Source organism: Enterococcus sp. AZ020, from assembly GCF_050499205.1.
Taxonomy (GTDB): Bacteria; Bacillota; Bacilli; order Lactobacillales; family Enterococcaceae; genus Enterococcus_L; species Enterococcus_L dunnyi.
The window spans coordinates 3,225,130-3,242,871 of the sequence record NZ_JBIPAT010000001.1 but is presented as its reverse complement, the minus strand read 5'-3'; the positions used below and the strand labels follow the sequence as shown (position 1 = coordinate 3,242,871).

Annotated in this window: 15 protein-coding genes; 7 read left to right on the top strand and 8 right to left on the bottom strand. The window is 36.5% G+C overall.

Going from position 1 to position 17,742, the window contains the following annotated elements; all coding sequences use genetic code 11:
- Positions 1–28 precede the first annotated feature (28 nt).
- Positions 29–2,170 carry a heavy metal translocating P-type ATPase gene (locus IGI58_RS15545; RefSeq protein WP_429952670.1) on the bottom strand — a complete coding sequence of 714 codons (2,142 nt, stop codon included), beginning with the start codon at positions 2,168–2,170 and terminating at the stop codon, positions 29–31.
- A gap of 295 nt (positions 2,171–2,465) precedes the next feature.
- On the opposite strand from IGI58_RS15545, the gene IGI58_RS15540 reads away from it, so the two are divergent.
- Genes IGI58_RS15540 through IGI58_RS15525 form a run of 4 tightly spaced genes read left to right on the top strand, consistent with a single transcriptional unit; the run spans position 2,466 to position 5,397 of the window.
- On the top strand, positions 2,466–2,885 hold the full coding sequence (locus tag IGI58_RS15540) for a MarR family winged helix-turn-helix transcriptional regulator (protein WP_429952671.1): 420 nt from the start codon (positions 2,466–2,468) through the stop codon (positions 2,883–2,885).
- A gap of 16 nt (positions 2,886–2,901) precedes the next feature.
- Complete coding sequence (locus IGI58_RS15535; RefSeq protein WP_429952672.1) at positions 2,902–3,864, top strand: ring-cleaving dioxygenase; 963 nt, start codon at positions 2,902–2,904, stop codon at positions 3,862–3,864.
- A gap of 12 nt (positions 3,865–3,876) precedes the next feature.
- Positions 3,877–4,770: a VOC family protein gene (locus IGI58_RS15530; RefSeq protein WP_429952673.1), complete on the top strand. Its 894-nt coding sequence runs from the start codon at positions 3,877–3,879 to the stop codon at positions 4,768–4,770.
- A 27-nt stretch (positions 4,771–4,797) separates the two neighbouring features.
- Positions 4,798–5,397 carry an alpha/beta hydrolase gene (locus IGI58_RS15525; protein ID WP_429952674.1) on the top strand — a complete coding sequence of 200 codons (600 nt, stop codon included), beginning with the start codon at positions 4,798–4,800 and terminating at the stop codon, positions 5,395–5,397.
- 103 nt (positions 5,398–5,500) lie between these two features.
- Here IGI58_RS15525 and IGI58_RS15520 read toward each other — a convergent pair whose 3' ends face one another.
- From IGI58_RS15520 to IGI58_RS15510, 3 genes are all read right to left on the bottom strand, one after another.
- Entirely contained in the window at positions 5,501–5,995 is a 495-nt protein-coding gene (locus IGI58_RS15520; RefSeq protein WP_429952675.1) for a restriction endonuclease, read from the bottom strand.
- A gap of 162 nt (positions 5,996–6,157) precedes the next feature.
- On the bottom strand, positions 6,158–8,419 hold the full coding sequence (locus IGI58_RS15515; RefSeq protein WP_429952676.1) for a family 78 glycoside hydrolase catalytic domain: 2,262 nt from the start codon (positions 8,417–8,419) through the stop codon (positions 6,158–6,160).
- A 27-nt stretch (positions 8,420–8,446) separates the two neighbouring features.
- Positions 8,447–9,754, bottom strand: coding sequence for a PTS sugar transporter subunit IIC (locus tag IGI58_RS15510; protein ID WP_429952677.1), 1,308 nt, complete (start codon positions 9,752–9,754; stop codon positions 8,447–8,449).
- 160 nt (positions 9,755–9,914) lie between these two features.
- Here IGI58_RS15510 and IGI58_RS15505 point away from each other — a divergent pair, with 160 nt between their 5' ends.
- A complete protein-coding gene (locus IGI58_RS15505; protein WP_429952678.1) occupies positions 9,915–10,898 on the top strand; it encodes an AraC family transcriptional regulator in 984 nt (327 codons plus the stop codon).
- Between the two features lie 41 nt (positions 10,899–10,939).
- Here the strand turns inward: IGI58_RS15505 and IGI58_RS15500 are convergent, their stop codons facing one another.
- Entirely contained in the window at positions 10,940–11,488 is a 549-nt protein-coding gene (locus IGI58_RS15500; protein ID WP_429952679.1) for a PadR family transcriptional regulator, read from the bottom strand.
- A gap of 109 nt (positions 11,489–11,597) precedes the next feature.
- Here IGI58_RS15500 and IGI58_RS15495 point away from each other — a divergent pair, with 109 nt between their 5' ends.
- Positions 11,598–12,626 carry an ABC transporter substrate-binding protein gene (locus tag IGI58_RS15495; protein WP_429952680.1) on the top strand — a complete coding sequence of 343 codons (1,029 nt, stop codon included), beginning with the start codon at positions 11,598–11,600 and terminating at the stop codon, positions 12,624–12,626.
- A 464-nt stretch (positions 12,627–13,090) separates the two neighbouring features.
- Here the strand turns inward: IGI58_RS15495 and rhaD are convergent, their stop codons facing one another.
- From rhaD to rhaB, 3 genes are read right to left on the bottom strand one after another with little or no spacing between them, the layout of a single operon-like run.
- Complete coding sequence (rhaD, locus tag IGI58_RS15490) at positions 13,091–13,912, bottom strand: rhamnulose-1-phosphate aldolase (RefSeq protein WP_429952681.1); 822 nt, start codon at positions 13,910–13,912, stop codon at positions 13,091–13,093.
- Between the two features lie 8 nt (positions 13,913–13,920).
- On the bottom strand, positions 13,921–15,174 hold the full coding sequence (rhaA, locus tag IGI58_RS15485) for an L-rhamnose isomerase (RefSeq protein WP_429955272.1): 1,254 nt from the start codon (positions 15,172–15,174) through the stop codon (positions 13,921–13,923).
- Positions 15,161–16,624, bottom strand: a complete 1,464-nt coding sequence (gene rhaB / locus IGI58_RS15480; RefSeq protein WP_429952683.1) for a rhamnulokinase — start codon at positions 16,622–16,624, stop codon at positions 15,161–15,163. Before rhaB ends, rhaA begins: the two co-directional genes overlap by 14 nt.
- 154 nt (positions 16,625–16,778) lie before the next feature.
- Between rhaB and IGI58_RS15475 the strand changes: the two genes are divergently transcribed.
- Entirely contained in the window at positions 16,779–17,681 is a 903-nt protein-coding gene (locus IGI58_RS15475; RefSeq protein WP_429952684.1) for an AraC family transcriptional regulator, read from the top strand.
- Positions 17,682–17,742: the final 61 nt, after the last annotated feature.

The window sequence follows — 17,742 nt, the reverse complement described above, 5'->3', positions numbered from 1 at the left end:
TTTTATTTTTATAAAAAGTAACCCTTCTCTATTTTTTAATCTTCAACGTCATCGCATTCAATGCTACAATGATCGTACTCAAAGACATCAGGGCAGCCCCGACAGCAGGATTCAAGATGATTCCCCAAGGAGCTAAAACACCAGCAGCTAAAGGGATAGCAACGATGTTATAACCCGCTCCCCACCATAAATTTTGAACCATTTTGATTCGGGTTTGTTTCGCCAAATCAATAAAATGTAAAATATCCAGCGGGTTACTATTTGTTAATACAACATCTGCAGAATCGATCGCTACATCCGTTCCAGCTCCGATCGCAATTCCGATCGTCGCACGTGCGAGACTCGGCGCATCATTGATTCCGTCACCCACCATCGCTACACGATGTCCTTCATTCACTAACTTAGCAACGATTTTTTCTTTTCCTTCAGGTAATAAACTAGCATAAAATCGTTCGATACCTAAATAGTTTGCAACACTAGAAGCTGCTTCTTCATTATCTCCAGTCAGCATAACGGGTTCAATCCCCCGTGCTTTCAACGCGATAATAAATTCCTTCGCTTCAGGTTTTACTTGATCACCCAAAGCAATCAAACCGACTAATTGCTCTTCGATCAACAAATAGCTGATCGTATTGCCTTGTTCTTGATAGTGTGTAATAGCTGACTGATCAACTGTCATATTCAATTGACTCAACGCTTTGGCATTGATGATTTTTACCTTTTTACCTTCAACTTGCCCTTCTAACCCAACACCAGAAATATTTCTTTCATTCGCAGCTTTAAACGGTGTGATCTTCTGTTCCTTTAAGTAGTTCATGATTCCTGTAGCAATTGGATGATTTGCGCTACTTTCTAAAGCACCGATATATTGTAACACTGCTTTTTTATCTAAAGTTTCAGCAAATGTTTCCACACCAGTTACAGTAAAAGTTCCTTGAGTCAACGTACCTGTTTTATCTAATAAAATCATATCTAGATCATGAGCATTCTCAAGAGCATTGCGGTTTTTTAATAATAAGCCATTTTTAGCTGCAATAGAGGTTGAGCGGGCAACAACCAACGGGATCGCTAATCCTAACGCATGAGGACAAGCAATAATAAAAACGGTCACCATTCGTTCTAAAGCAGAAGGCAGATCACTAACAAACAACCAGACAATAAATGCTAGAATCCCAGCAAATAATGCCACATAAAACAACAATTTTGCTACCTTGTCTGATAGTGCTTCTAGTTTTGATTTGTCCGCTTGGGCTTTGCGCACCATGTCCATTACTTTCGCAAGATAACCGCTTTCGCCTGTTCCTGTAACTAGAATTGTCATGGTTCCATCTCCGTTGACAGAGCCACCGATCACACGATCCCCTACCTTTTTGATCACACCGCGAGACTCACCTGTAACAGCTGATTCATCAACAATGGAATTGCCTTTTTCAATAAGTCCATCTGTCGGCATTTTGTCGCCCGCACGAACAATCAAATGATCGTTTTCGTGGACTGCTTGTAGAGAAACTTTTTCCTCAGTGCCATCGGATCTAACTCGTGTCACCTCATCCGGCAGCAGTTCTGCTAATTTTTGCAACGCATCACTGGCATTCATCACCGCATTCATTTCGATCCAATGTCCTAATAACATGATAACGATCAATGTCGCAAGCTCCCAGAAAAAATCCATGACATGTGCATGAAAAAAGGTATTCGCAACAAACGAATATAAGCTGTAAAAGAAAGCGACAGAAATCCCCATTGCAATCAGTGTCATCATTGCTGGACTTTTCATTTTCAACTCCATTTTAGCGCCACTTAAAAATGGTTGACCACCATAAACAAATAAAATAGTGGCTAAAACTAAAACGACCCAGTTAGAACCTGGAAACGAAAATTGAAAAGGCAACTCCATTCCCATCATTGGTGATAGTATAATGATCGGAATAGCGATGATCAAAGATAACCAAAATTTTTGCTTGAAGTTCCCCATATGTATACTATGATCCATACCGCCCATATCGTGTCCTTCATGCATTGAATGGTCCATGTTGCTCATATCTTGGTCTTCATGCATCGAATGATTCATGTTGCTCATATCATGTTCAGTATGGTCCATTCCTTTCATTTCATGATCTGCGTGCATTGAATGATTTTTTCCATCACTGCCTGTACTCTTATTACTCATTATTTATCCCTACTTTCGCTTATTTCACTTTAGCTGCTTTCGCTCATTGATCAAAACCAGATTATTTATATGTTCTAAAACCTTTCGACAAAACAAGCATAACAAATACGACTACATTTGTAAACGAAAATGTTTTAATCCTCTAAAGTCAACCTCTCCTCTTTCTATTCTCTCTTAAGAGTACAACTGACGCTGCTTTTAAACAATCATTTTGAATGATCGAAACAAAAAGCTTGCATACTTATTAAAAGTAAGTTATATTTATTTCGAATTCGAAATAAAAAGAGGTGAACTCATGGATCATCAAGAAGAATCATTAAAAACATATATCGGAATTTTACGCACCGCTAGTCAACTAGAGCAATTAGCCAAAAAGGATGTTACCTGTTACGGCTTGAATATTACTGAATTCTCAGTTTTGGAATTGCTTTTCCATAAAGGAAGACAAACGACACAAACCATTAAGGAAAAGATCCTGATTGCTAGCAGCAGTACCACCTATGTCATCGACCAGTTAACGAAAAAAGGCTATGTAAAACGGCAAACAAATGAAAGCGATCGTCGAATCATCTATGTCGATATTACCGTAGCAGGAAAAACTCTGATGGAGGAAATTTTTCCTACTCATGCTCAGCAAATTACGGCTAGTTTTTCTGATATTACTATCGAAGAATTACGATCATTACAACACTTATTAAAAAAAATAAACGATTAAAAGTGAGGCTATTAAAATGAGAAAAGAAGATCAATTATTAGGAGTACATCATGTCACAGCAATGACTAGCGATGTAGAAAAGAATTATGCATTTTTCACAGATATTCTAGGCATGCGATTAGTGAAAAAAACAGTCAATCAAGATGATATCTATACCTACCATACTTATTTTGCAGACGACTTAGGTTCACCCGGTACAACGATGACCTTTTTCGACTTTCCCAACAATCCAAAAGGAACCAAAGGGACGAATTCGATCAGCAGAACTGGATTTCGTGTACCAAGCGATGCTGCTTTAACTTACTATGAACAACGTTTTAATGAATTCAATGTAAAACAGGAAGCTATTTCAACTGAATTCGGTAAAAAAGTATTACGTTTCTGGGATTTCGACGATCAAGCCTATCAATTGATTTCCGATGAAACAAATACCGGTGTCAAAGCAGGAATTCCTTGGAAAAAAGGGCCCGTCCCAGAAGAATTTGCGATTTACGGTTTAGGACCAGTTGAGATTTCCGTTTCTTATGCGGCTGATTTTAAAGGTTTATTAGAAAATATTTTCAACTTTAAAACTGTTAAGCAAGAAGACAATCGATATTTGATGGAAGTTGGCGAAGGTGGTAACGGCGCTCAAGTAGTATTGGTGGATGATACGACCAGTCCGCAATCTCAACAAGGTTTTGGCGAGGTTCACCATGTTGCATTCCGTTTAGCTGACCGCAAATCATTAGCTGTTTGGCAGGAAATTTTTGATAATCTAGGATTAGCCAATTCCGGCTATGTCGATCGTTACTACTTTGAATCTTTATATGTTCGTGTCGGTCATATACTTGTTGAGCTAGCAACAGATGAACCAGGTTTCATGGGGGATGAGCCTTACGAAACATTAGGAGAAAAATTATCACTTGCACCATTTTTAGAAAATCGTCGCGAATATATCGAAAGTGTCATCAAACCTTTCAATACCATACGCGCTTAAGGAGAATGTCCAATGAACCCGATCGATAAAATCCATCACATTTCTGCCATAGTCGGTGATCCGCAAGAAAATCTACAGTTCTATCGCGATGTTTTAGGTTTACGTTTAGTCAAACAAACGGTCAATTTTGATGACGAACATACCTACCATTTATACTACAGCAACCAATCTGTCGATAATGGAACGATCATCACTTTTTTCCCTTGGAGCAATGCGCATAAAGGACGTGTAGGCAGCGGCCAAGTGGGAACCATTGCTTTTCGTATTCCGAAGGGAACTACCGCTTATTGGAAAGAGCATCTAGCTAAACATCAGATTTCTGTAAAAGAAACGGAGCTATTTAATCAACCAACATTGGAGCTACAAGACTCTCATGATTTATCTTTGGCACTTGTTGAAGGAGTCGAAACTGCAGATTCAGCCGCAATTCTTGGATTTCACGGGACAGTGCTGTTTTCAGCTGATCCTGAGGCAACAATCAACACCTTGGTAAACGATCTCGGATTAGAATCTGCGGTAACAACTGAGAAAAGCTATTCGTTTTACACAAAAGGCACTCAAAAGCATCAAATCATCGTGCCAAAAACGGTGATGAAATTTGGTCGCTGGGGAGTTGGTACCGTACACCATATTGCTTGGTCTGTGCCCACTTACGAATCACAGAAACAATGGCAGGATTATTTATATACTCATCATTATTCGGTAACTGAGATCAAAGACCGCAACTATTTTAAAGCGATCTACTTCCAAGAACACGGAGATATCATCTTTGAAATCGCGACTGAAACACCTGGTTTTACTGTTGATGAATCTTTTGAAAATTTAGGCAAACAATTAATGATGCCGCCTCAGTTTGAAGCTCGGCGAACAGAAATCATCTCTCGTCTACCAAGGCTAGATGTTTGATCACGATATACGATGGAGGGAACAACAATGAACTATATAATAGAACAAGGCAAAGCAGATGCTCCTGTTTTTATTCTCCTTCACGGAACAGGAGGAGATGAGCATTCTCTGCTTCCGATCGGAAAAGAATTGAATGCTGATGCTACACTGATCGGGATTCGAGGAACCGTACAAGAAGATGGCATGAATCGTTATTTCCGTCGGCTAGCTGAAGGGATCTATGATGAAAAAGACTTGGAATCACGGGGAAAAGAATTAGACGATTTTATTGATGGTTTAGCACAAACATATGATTTTTCATTCGATCGGGTCACATTGATCGGTTATTCCAATGGAGCAAATATCGCCGTCAATTTGATGCTGAGAGATTCCAGATTGAAAAAAGCTATCTTACTACATCCCATGTATCCAATAAATGTAGCGAACCCAGAGCATTTGAAAAATACGGAAACTTTTATGACACTTGGAGCACATGATCCGATCGTACCAATCGAAGAAAGCCAACGTGTGCTGAATTTATTTGCGGAAAATCATGGAGATGTCTCTCATTTATGGACACAAAGTCATCAATTGACCTATGAAGAAATTAGCGAAGCAAGAAAATGGTTAGAAAATAAACATAGTTAATACGATAAAAAAATCGATTTATCCTATCTTTTTTCTAGATAGAAAGGGATAAATCGATTTTTTGTTACTCTCTTTTATTTGAATGGATTTCTATAAAGCTTTGTCATTTTTTATTTTTCATCATTTTGTATAACTCGTCTCTATCAATTAGATGAACCCCTGTTTTGTGTGCTAATTCTTTTGCAGGTTTAGTAAAGTAACTGTTCGTCACGACATACACCTCATCTAATTCATAATAACTTTTACCAGCATGTGCCTCTTGAACGGCTTTATTTCCAACATTTCTTTTATATCGTTTACACTGATATCCTATTTTCCGATCATCATTATGAGCTAGAACGTCGATTCCCTGATCCCCCTGATATTGCGTAACATTGACTCGCTGATAATTTGATTTTCTTAATAAATTGGCAAAATAATGCTCGAACTTTTCACCTGACATAGCATCGATATCACTTAATTGATAGTTCTTATTGCGTTCAACAAAAAATGAAAAAATTTTGGAAAGATAATTGATAATAATCAGCACCATTAAAAACCACATTACTTTACTCTCAAACAGCGGCTTCAAACTATTTAGCAAATCGATCATGTTCATAAATTCTCCTAACTAACTCCAATATAAAATATATTCCTTCCCTAAAGTATACTATATAGCAACAAGGATAGAAATAGATTTTTCTATATTCATCAATTAAAAAAAGGTGCCTCTTCGCTTTTTGCTTGAGAACACCTTTCATACGGCTAATAAATTATTTATTCAACATTCGATCGCTAAAAATAGGGACTGTCCGTCATCTTCAACGCTTATCTCGTAACTTCTTAAATCAATTTTATAATCAATTGATTTAGGAAGCGCTACTTTTAGAACGATTTTTTCTTCTACTCTATACCAACTTGATTTGATTTCTCCATTCTTTGTCGAAATAGTAGCAGTAAATTGATTCAATCGTTTAGAAAAATAAGGATTAATAGTAATTTTTGAAAAACCAATGGCCTCTTCTGAAATCGTAATTCCAGCTAAAGCCTCAAAATACCATTGTTGATAACTGGCAAACATAGCATGGTTCTTGGAATAGTGATCACCAACAAATAGCTCTGCCAAAGATTTGTTCCCACTACCAAGCATCTTTTTAAAGCTAATATCTGAGCCTTGACATAACCATTCTTCAATAATGTAGTCATAGCCGAATCGATGTAAACCTTTATATGTTAGGCTCATGCCGAAAATTCCAGAATTAAAGATATAGTGCTCTTTTCTAATTTTTTCAGCAAATTTCCTTGCCAGTTTTTTCGTATCCCCAATTCCTAGTTCCAAAGCAAAGGCATAGGATGTCTGCGTACCGTCACCAAAAGTATTATCCTCTTTTTGAAATTTTTGAATAACAGTTCGTTCAATCTCATTATATCTTTCTTGAAGAAACGTGCATTCTTTGTTCAAAATTTTTCTTAGATACATGTTATATTTTAAAAATAATAAAATCGTACAATACCCTACAAATAACTTGTCAGGTGTACTCAGGTTAAAATGTCCAGCAATCAATGGACTTCCATGATCTCCTATACATTTTTGAACAACCTCTTCTAATTCTTTAGACAATAGATAATTCAATTGTTTTTCTATGAATGGATATTCTTCTTCAACAACATCCTGATCACCATAAAATTGATAATGCTTGTAGGTTAGATATGGATAGACTAGCTGCCAAAGAATCGGACCTTCACCCTCTCCTGTACCCTTTGTCTGAATCCCCATATAAGGTGCCGTTTCCGGAATCCCGCCTGAATTTGTCTGGTCATTTCTAAAGTCAATGATCACTTTTCGAGCAAACGCTTCAAGGTCAAATAAGTATAAATTCGAGTCTGCCAGTGCAGCGATATCTCCACCATAACCCAATCGTTCTCTCGCACAATCTTCAAATACAGAATGAATATTATTCAATTTTGTACGTAACGCTGCTGCAAAGAGTTCATTTATATAGTCATTATCTGAATGTATCCGTCCGATTTGTTGCACATCTGTATGAACATACGTTGCTTCGATACTTAATATGTCATCAAGCGCAACGCCTTGAATTTGAACAAATCGAAAAGAGTGATAAGAGAATTTATTGTGAAACTCATTGAGTCCTGCTCTGCAAATAAGAATATCTTGTTGAATCGCTTCTTCTGGCGCTCCCTTACCTCCGTCAATTTTATGATCACCAATTTTTGCGCCAACACTACCAGCATACGAAGAGTCATAGTCAACCTTCCCATCGGTCAAACTCTCTCCATATTTCAAGCAGACGCGCTGATTTTTTTTTGCGTTTAACTTAATGTGTATAAAACCAGAAATCATTTCACCGAAATCCATGATAATCTCTTCGTTTGACTTTCTTATAGTAACTGGCAATACAGACTGAAAGCTTTTTATCTTAGGAATAAAGCTTTTTACCATTATAGCTTGTTCATTAAATGGTACTACTGTAGCCTGAACCCACGAAGAAGGGGCTTTTGTAAAATCAACGACTTCGCCTAAATACAAATTATTAACGATTCGATTCCCCTGCTTTGTTTCCCAAGTAGTGTCACTAGAAAACAAAAGTTTCCCATCTGTTTCTATATCACAGATCAATTTAGGCTCTCCAATGATTGACAATCTTTCTCTTAAATTATACTTTCCCAGTAATTTAAGTGGCGAAGGATTATACATTCCATTTCCTAGCTCAAAAGTCAACACATTTTCTCCTTGAACAAGATAACTAGAAATATCATATTCATCATAGTAAATTCTTTTTCTATAATTCGTCCAGTCACTATTTAGTTCAGCATCCCCAATTCTTTTCCCATTCAAGTAACCTATATAATAACCAAGAGCAGCAACATGTAAGCACGCTGTATCAAAATCTTGAAGCATAAATGTCTTTTTTAAAATAGTATGTGCATTTTTTTTATAATATAATTCATCAGCAACGCCATAAGCCATTGATTCTCCTTGAAGCCATCCGCCTTGAAATTGCCACTCTTTATTTTTCGTCATATCTTCTCTCACCGTCCTACATTAACTTTATGAAGCACTGTTACCTTCATCTAAAGCGGCCTCTTCCTTCATTAGCTGATTATCTGCTACCTTAACAAATGGCAGCCAAATGAAAAATACTGCGACAATACAAATAATTTGAAGAACAGCCCCCGCAATACTACCCGTAACTAGATAGCCGCTAATGATAAGTGGTGTTGTCCAAGGAACTTGAGCTAATCCCGTTGGAATGGAAACCCACCCAAAAGCAAAAGCGCTATATGAAATGACGATAGAAACAACATTGCTTAATATAAACGGAATAAAATACGTTACATTCATCATCAAAGGAATACCGAAAAGTGTTGGTTCACCAACATTGAATAAATAAGGGACACCAGCAATTTTTTTCATTTCTTTGTAGCGTTTACTTTTTGCAATGACAATGATTGCCAAAATAGAGCCAACGATCCCAATAGAAGCAAAGCTATCCCAGAAACTCTGATTGATAATATTCGTCGGCAACTCACCAGCTATTGATGCTGCTCTATTTTCATCTTGCAATACTTGAAAAATCGGTGACATCACACCACCAACAATTGAATCGCCATGAATTCCGAAAAACCAAAGTAATTGACTAAATATTTTCACTATAATGACTCCAAATAGCGACCCTCCCATCATTTTCAAGGGTGCACCTAGAGTAGCATTGAATAATTCTAATGCACTACTAGCAAAGATACCATCTATCAGTAAACGAATGATCCAGAAAAAAGTGATGACCAACAATGAAGGAATGATCGATTCAAAAGGTGCTGAAACAGCCGGTGGAACTGCTGCCGGCATCTTGATTTTCAAACCTTTAGAATCAATAAATGCATAAATTTTTGCGACTAAAATAGCGATGACTAATGCAATAAATATGGATTGTGCACCTAATGAAGCAACCTCGATCACACTTCCGCTTTCACTTTGACCATAAGGTGTCAACAAAATATATGACACAATCGAGGTCATTAATACTTGAATCACATTGATATTCATTTTCTCTGCAAGTGAACGACTTACAGCCACTAATACTAATAAACCTCCAATCCCTAGACTAGAATCACTGACTAAATTTAACTTTGCTTGCCAAATGGGCTGTTCTAACCCCGTGATCATTGTAATGAACTCGCCAACCTGCGGTATTGGAAAAAAGGATATAATCAGAAAGATCGATGCAATAAAAGTAAACGGCATATAAGCAAGCATTCCATCTTTGATCGCATTGACATAGATATTCCCATTCATCTTCATTGATAATTTCCCAAGGATATCCTGCAAACTATCAAAAAATGTTTTCTTCGTTTCCATATTTTTTCTCCCCTAACAATTTCAGATTGTGATACAATTACTCTCAAAGAGCGCGCTTTTCTATTAAGATACTCTTATTATAAAGAAAAGAAAACGTTTTCTCAATGTCATTAAAAGGGTTTAAGACTGTCAAATTTTTGGAAAAATGGAGATGATTTATATGAATTATCAGGAATTAGAGAAAACCTTGGGACGCTATTGTGTGTATAGCGGAATGGAAGATCAAGAATTATTTGAACATTTCAATAATAAATTCCTTTCTGTACCTTTCAATAACGAGCAAATGTTTGTATTTGATACAAATAGAGAATTTAAGAATCGAAACCACATTGTTTCGATCCACGAGAAAAATAATGGTCGGATTCCTATGCATATTTTTCACTATATTGTGATGACTTATGTTTATTCTGGTTCTTTTACATTAACTGTTGAAAATCAAACAGTTGTTTTAAAGGCTGGAGATATCATTATTTTAGATAAACATGTACCGCATAGTGTAGCTGCCACAGGAGAAAATGATGTTGGTATCAACATTATTCTCAATGAAAATTTTTTCTCTAATAAATTCATCAATACGTTACCCAGAGATCAACTGATCACAACATTTATGACGGAACTGATGAATCATCGAAATACGCACAATCATTATTTGCTTTATTATACAAAAGACGATCCTTTGTTGAGAAACTGTATTCAAAATATTCTATGTGAGTTTTTCGAACCGCGAATTTGTTCAGACGACATCATTGATAATTATATTATGATTCTCATTTCACATCTCTCAAGAGAAAGTTCTTACAATACAAATTTTTCTCACTACGGTGTTAAAAATCAAGAACTTGCTAACAGGATCCTTGATTATATCAATCAAAATTATCAAAAAGGAAACCTTAGTGACATGTGCCAAACACTTGGCTATAATTCGTCGTATATCAGTAAATTTATTAAAGAGTTTTCTGGTAAAACGTTCAAACAGCTTGTGAACGAACAACGAATGAAAAAGGCATTGATACTACTACAAAACAAAGAAATGCCCATTTACGAAATAGCAGAAAAAGTTGGCATCTCTAATTTGACTTCCTTTTATCAGCGCTTTAAGCATTTCACAAATTATACACCTCAAGAATATAGGACTCGGATGTAAAATAGAAACGAACGATAAAAGCGACACGTCAAACATCACTTTTATCGTTCATTTATTTGAGATTGAATCTTCTTCAGCCAATCCACATATTCTTTTTCACGATTTATACCATGATCTAAGATTAAAAAATGACCAAAATTAGCCTCTATTTTTTTCGAAGAGTCAAAAATCAGACGTTTCCTATCTTCTAAGTGAGATAGCCTTTCTTCATGAAGTTTCAACTGATTTTCTACAACCTCATAGAGAGCGGGATCAGTGGCATCTTTTATAAAATACAGCTTTACCACGAATTCATCTCTATTTACTGGAAGCTCCTCTGTGGCTAAGTTCACCCAACTATTCAGCTCAGCTCTTCCTTTTTCAGTGATTGAATAACACTTTTTCTCAAGCTTCGTCCCTGCAATCTCTATCTTATGAGAAATCAAACCATCTTTTTCCATTTTTATCAACTCTGGATATATTTGGCTGTGTTTCGCCTGCCAAAATTCACCAATTTCATTTCGAAACGACTGATTCAATTCATATCCAGTCATCGGGTTATCATTCAACAACCCTAATAATATATATCGTAGTGTTCTTTTTTTAGCCATTAGACTTCTCCTTGACAATTAGTGTCAATAATTATAACATAAATACATAAAATTAAACATGTATTTATTTACACGTTTAACTTTACATAATTAATAAGGAGGAAGAGAAATGGATATGTCTTTAGAAGAAAAGGAATTAGATGAGCTCTATACTCTAGCAGTCGAAGAACTCGCTGATACTGGAGAAAGTCTCATAGTTTGGGCTGGCGGTGATGCAGTGAATCAACAGGATACTTTAGCTAAACTATTTACAGCTAGATTCCCTAAAATACCCATTGATATCAAGGTAGAACTATCAAAGATTCATGATTTAAAAATATATGAAGAATTACTGAACGGTGACTTAACTCCAGATGTAACGATGCTTCAAACATCAAATGATTTTGAAGATTGGAAAAAACTTGGCGTTTTAGAATCCTTTAAACCACTAGGCTTTTCGCAAATTCGTGATGAATTTAAAGATCCAGAAGGTGATTTTTCTGTTTTTCGTATGTTTGCTTTCCTTCCACAATACGCGAAAGAAGGGATTTCAACAGTACCATCAACTCTTATGGATATGCTGACACCAGACTATCAAAACAAGCTGGTTCTAACTTATCCTCACGATGATGATGCCGTACTCTATGTGTACGATCAAATGATCAAAAAACATGGTGAACAATTTCTAGCTGATTTAGCCAAACTAAATCCGTTATTTATTCGCGGAACTGCCGGCCCCCCATTATTAGTGGGTAAAAATCAATTGCTTGGCAGCTTGACTGGATATGAAACAATTCCTACTCAGCCTTCCCAATCTTTTATCCCAGAAAAAGACTTCTTCATTTCTTGGGGTCAAAGAATTGCTATGTTCAAATTGACAAAGCATAAAGCTGCTGCACGTCTATTCCTTGCTTTTGTACAAAGCTACGGTTTTCAAGAATCCTTGGGGCATTATTCTGTGCGGAAAGACATCTCTTTCGATGATCAGCCGTGGATCGGCAGCCATCCAACAACAAACCCTTTAGGCTTTTACGAGTTTATGCGTGATAGAAAAACAATCGGCAGCTTACGAAAAATGATGGAGCAATATTTTGGTCCAGTACAAGGTGAATCTCCAGTCGTCGATCACAAAATGATCAAGTTAACTTATGGTGGCTAAAGAATCAAGCTTGTAATCATGCACAAAAAAGGACTGGGGCATAACTCTATGAGTTATGCCCCAGTCCTTTTTAAAACGAATAAACGTTTGAAGCAGAAGTAACTACTGCACTACGCTTCGCTTGGATCACATCAGCTAACGCATACAGTTTCATTATTGTTCAAAGAACAAAGTGAAGCTAGCAACATTCTAAGTGCTAAAGCACTAAGAGTTGAAGGCTTCGGAAATAAGCTGAAATTGCTGTAAAACACAACGAGGAACGAGTTGATGTTGCACAGTACCTACTTGGTCACAAAAATTTGAAGAACAATTTTCGTGAATTCCCTCTTATTGCTGTAAAAAACAACGAAGAATGAGTTGATGCTTTCTTGTCAAAGACTCGTCGCAGATAAACAGTGTTGCACAGTATTTACTTGGTTCTAGGAGTTGAACACTTCTATCCCATCCTCTTACTTTTTTCTGATTTATTTTAGATACTCGTCTCGAGGAACTACGTTAAAAGATTCAGCCAGCTCATTCAAGTTTTCATCTGTAATTGTTTGCTTCATTCCTCCCTGAGCACACACATAGGTATAAACCTCAGCAGCTTTTTCAGCAGTTTCAATTAAGCCAAAGACTTCATCCATTGTTTTACCTACACCATATACGCCATGCTGAGGCCATAATACTAATCTCGTCTCCTTCATTTTCTCAGCAGTTCTCTCACCAATCTCTACCGTTCCAGGAACAAGCCAAGGTATGATGGAAATACCTTCTGGAAATACAACGATACACTCTGTACACATTTGCCATAAGGTTCTGGTAAACTTGCGCTCGTCTAATTCATGAGAAAAACTCATCGCCAATAAATGTGTCGCATGATTATGCATGACAATCCGATTCTCTGGATCGACCTCTAAGCGCGCTATATGAGTCATAAAATGACTAGGAAGCTCACTTGTTGGTATCCCTTCATTTTCTAACCCCCATAATAGCTCTAGGGTTTGTCCATCTTTATTCACTCGAACGATCCCTAAGTTATCCGCAGGATTTTCTTTTACATTTTTGAAATATTTTCCCGAACCAGTAATAATGAAGTACTCTCCAGCAAGTTTCGCGGCATCAAACTTCATTGAAAATGTACGAATAACCTTTTTTGTATCTAAAAATGGCAGAATCTGCTCTTCCTTCAACAAATAGCTAACATTTCCTCCATTGCGTTCGTCCCAACCTAAACGATACATATTTGAAGTAACCTCAATCATTTCTTGAACAAAGCCGGCTTGTAATATATCTATTTTTTTCATAAGATCCTCTACTTTCTTTTGCTTAATACTGTCTGTTCGTATTCTTGTACTTCTTTCAGCCACTCCAACCCAACAGGAACATTATTGATCATACAAAAATAGTTCCAAACATCTGCAAAAGGATAGTCTTTCAATTCTTCAATCAACGCAATACGGCTTGTATAATCTCCAGATAATTCTAACTCTTTTAGCGAGCTGATTGGTTCTAACATTGCTTTTAATAGAGCTTTTTGCGTATTCCTAGTCCCAATCACCCAAGCAGCAATTCTGTTGATCGTAGCATCAAAGAAGTCTAAACCAATGACTGTTTTTTCCAACAACTCATTACGAACTAATTCACGCCCGATTTCCTGTAACTCATCATCCATTATCACAACATGGTCACTATCCCAACGAACCGGGCGGCTTACATGAAGCAGAAGGCCCGGATTGAATAGACTGAGAGAAGAAAGTTTATTTGAAATCACTTCAGTCGGATGAAAATGTCCGGAGTCTAAACAAAGAAGTTTGTTTCGTGTTAAACTATACCCCATATAAAATTCATGTGAGCCAACCGTGTAAGCTTCTGCACCAATGCCGAACAACTTACTTTCTACCGCATCCAACATATATGTCGGATCCAATTCTTCAGCAAAAATTTCATCTAAGGCTTCCAACAAACGCTTTCTTGGTGACAAACGATCGATCGGATTATCTTTGTAACCATCTGGCACCCAATAATTATTTATACTTACTTGACCTGTTTCTTTTCCAAAATATTCCGCAATTTTCCTCGAACGTTTTCCATGTTCGATCCAAAATTTTTGAACATCTTTTTCTGGTGAAGCTAGAGTAAAGCCATCTTTAAACATTGGATGAGCGAAGAAAGTGGCGTTAAAATCAAGCCCTAATTGTTGTTCTTTCGCCCAATCTACCCACTTTTTGAAATGTTTAGGCTCTAACTCGTCAAGATCAACTTTTTCCTCAGTATCTAAATAAATAGCATGCAAATTCAATTTATGCCTACCAGGAATCAAGGAATACGCTTTTTCCAAATCTTGTCTTAGCTCATCTGGCGTAGTTGCAGCACCGGGGTAACTACCCGTGACAGAAATTCCGCCAGAAAGCGCTGAATCATTCAGAAATCCATTGACATCATCTCCTTGCCATACATGAACAGAAATCTTGATTTTTTGTAATTCGTTTAGCGCCTTATCCGTATCAATACCAAGCTTTCCATATTTTTCTTTTGCCTCTAAATACTTCTTTTCAATTGTCATTATTTTTCCTCTTTTCAATAAAGCATTTATAATTTTCTAGAACTTCTTTATTTACATCGATCGGTTGATAATATGTCTGAGGAAAAGATTTCCGAACGTAGTCTCTCCCTTCTTGAACAGATGAAAAAATCCCTATCGTAACCATTTGTATCAGAATATTGCCGATTGCCGTTGCTTCACTTGGACCGGCACATACTGGCGTATGGCTTAAATCAGCTGTCAGCTGATTCAACAACTCATTATTGGAACCTCCTCCAATAATATGAAGAACTTCTATTTTAGTAGATAGTTTCTCAAGTTTTTCCAGCTCTAAAGCGTAACATAAAGCCAAGTTATCAAAGATACTTCGGGCTATTTCACCCGTCGTTTTCGGAATTTTCTGATCTGTCTTTCGACAGTAATCTTGAATCGCTTCAATCATATTTTCAGGGTTTAAAAACATTGCTTCATTGATATCTATAAACTGCTGAAACTTTGGTTCTTCTGATGCTAGATCAGCTAACTCTTGATAGCTATATTGATCATCTAATTGGTGAGATACTTGCTGAATCAGCCACATGCCCATGATATTTTTCAAGAAGCGGTAGCTGGATTCAACACCCCATTCATTTGAATAATTCTCATTATATGCTTCGACACTATGGTTGGAGACTTTTGTTTCAACTCCCAGTAATGACCATGTACCACTTGAAAGAAATCCCCAATTTTTTCTTTCTTCACTCGGTATACCTGCAACCGCCGAGGCAGTATCATGACTAGCAACATTTATAAAGGTAACTTCCGGCAAGTCAAATTCAGTAAATTTTTCAGAAACTAATGGCCCTAAAATAGTGCCGCTGTCTACTAAAGGTGCAAAAAACTCTTCATTTATGCCCAGAAGCTGCAACAACTCTTCATCCCACGTTTCTGTTTCATTATTTAAAAGCTGCATCGTGGATCCGTTTGTTTTTTCAGTCACCATCTCATCAGTGAACATATATCCAAGATAGTCAGGAATCAGCATTATTTTCTCTGTAGCTTCTAAAACTCGCTTGTCCTCGATCAAAAGCTGAAAAATAGTGTTAAAGGGCTGTATCTGAATTCCAGTTTTTTTGAACAATGTGATCAGATCCATTTTTTGTTGAAACAAATCTATCGCTCCCTGTGTTCGGGGATCTCGGTAAGAAACTGGGTTTGCTAATAATTCTCCATTTTTATCTACTAAGCAATAATCAACTGCCCATGTATCGATACCTACAAAACATTTTTGAATTCCTTTCCTTTTGAGCTTTTCTAAGCCAATCAAGATTTCTTGAATCAGATTTTTTACATTCCACCGCTGAAAACCTTTTTCTAAATGAAATGCATTTTTGAAACGATGAATTTCTTCCAAAGTTAGTTTTCCATCCAGTCGTTCACTTTTTATCACTCGACCGCTTGAAGCACCGATATCAATAGCGACAAACGTCTCCATATACTCCACATCCTTTCATTTTTTTGATTTCAAAAAAATTAGTACATTTCTTATTCCAACTGTTTACATTTATAGTATAAAAGGCCATCTACTATTTTACATCCTACAATTTTGATATATAATAGCACTATCTTGGTAGAAAGGATTTGAGAAAATGGATTACTGGGAAAAAGCAAATCACTCTTGGAGTTCAGATTCAACTCGTTTTATTGATACACCGACTCAAAAAAACCGTAAATTATTTTATTATGTACAGGAAATCGGTCAGTTCAAGGCAGCTAAACCTTATTTTACCGAGCGAGAAAATTTATCCTCTTTTCTAGTCAAATTCACTTTAAGCGGAGAAGGGCAATTGATTTACAAAAATCAAACATACTCACTTAAAGCAGGTGATCTCTTTTTTATAGACTGCAATAATTATCAGCATTACAAAACGGTCAGTTCTGAACCTTGGGAGATGGATTGGGTTCATTTTTCTGGAGGAAATACCTCTATTTTCTACAATGAGTTTATCAAGAATGGGCATCCGGTCTTTCACACTTCTGCTCCTGACATTAGGTTAAATCGAATTCATTTACTTATTGAGAAACTGCTAAAGTTGCAACAAGAACCAAACGCAAAAACTGCTTTTCAAAATTCACTGCTTCTCCATGAATTGTTAAATGAGCTCATCCTTCAAAAATACCAGCTAGATTTTTCCGATCAAGACATACCAAACTATATTTTTCATGTAAAAAAATATTTAGATGAAAATTATGTAAATAGCATTTCTTTAGAAGAATTGGAAAATATGTTTCACATAAATAAATTTCAGTTGTCAAAAGATTTTTCCAGATACATCGGGCAACCTCCAATAGACTACCAAATCAGTCAAAAGATTACCTACGCTAAGGATTTATTACGTTATTCCAAGTTGACAATCCAGGCGATTTCACTTGAGGTCGGCTTAGATAATTTTGCTTATTTTAGTCGGCTATTTCGAAAAAAGACGGGCGTATCACCTAAAGAATATCGAAAAATGGATTATCTTTTTTTAAATAGAAATGAGCGTTCTTAACAATTAAGGATATCAATAGATAATGTCCTTGATAAACTCATCATTTTAACCTAATTAATAT

What these genes read in the sequence shown, in the direction of transcription:
- IGI58_RS15510 (WP_429952677.1), bottom strand. Translation starts at nt 9,754, where the DNA reads ATGGAAACGAAGAAAACATTTTTTGATAGTTTGCAGGATATCCTTGGG.
- IGI58_RS15520 (WP_429952675.1), bottom strand. Translation starts at nt 5,995, where the DNA reads ATGAACATGATCGATTTGCTAAATAGTTTGAAGCCGCTGTTTGAGAGT.
- IGI58_RS15530 (WP_429952673.1), top strand. Translation starts at nt 3,877, where the DNA reads ATGAACCCGATCGATAAAATCCATCACATTTCTGCCATAGTCGGTGAT.
- IGI58_RS15505 (WP_429952678.1), top strand. Translation starts at nt 9,915, where the DNA reads ATGAATTATCAGGAATTAGAGAAAACCTTGGGACGCTATTGTGTGTAT.
- IGI58_RS15540 (WP_429952671.1), top strand. Translation starts at nt 2,466, where the DNA reads ATGGATCATCAAGAAGAATCATTAAAAACATATATCGGAATTTTACGC.
- IGI58_RS15495 (WP_429952680.1), top strand. Translation starts at nt 11,598, where the DNA reads ATGGATATGTCTTTAGAAGAAAAGGAATTAGATGAGCTCTATACTCTA.
- IGI58_RS15475 (WP_429952684.1), top strand. Translation starts at nt 16,779, where the DNA reads ATGGATTACTGGGAAAAAGCAAATCACTCTTGGAGTTCAGATTCAACT.
- rhaB (WP_429952683.1), bottom strand. Translation starts at nt 16,624, where the DNA reads ATGGAGACGTTTGTCGCTATTGATATCGGTGCTTCAAGCGGTCGAGTG.
- IGI58_RS15500 (WP_429952679.1), bottom strand. Translation starts at nt 11,488, where the DNA reads ATGGCTAAAAAAAGAACACTACGATATATATTATTAGGGTTGTTGAAT.
- IGI58_RS15515 (WP_429952676.1), bottom strand. Translation starts at nt 8,419, where the DNA reads ATGACGAAAAATAAAGAGTGGCAATTTCAAGGCGGATGGCTTCAAGGA.
- IGI58_RS15525 (WP_429952674.1), top strand. Translation starts at nt 4,798, where the DNA reads ATGAACTATATAATAGAACAAGGCAAAGCAGATGCTCCTGTTTTTATT.
- IGI58_RS15535 (WP_429952672.1), top strand. Translation starts at nt 2,902, where the DNA reads ATGAGAAAAGAAGATCAATTATTAGGAGTACATCATGTCACAGCAATG.
- IGI58_RS15545 (WP_429952670.1), bottom strand. Translation starts at nt 2,170, where the DNA reads ATGAGTAATAAGAGTACAGGCAGTGATGGAAAAAATCATTCAATGCAC.
- rhaD (WP_429952681.1), bottom strand. Translation starts at nt 13,912, where the DNA reads ATGAAAAAAATAGATATATTACAAGCCGGCTTTGTTCAAGAAATGATT.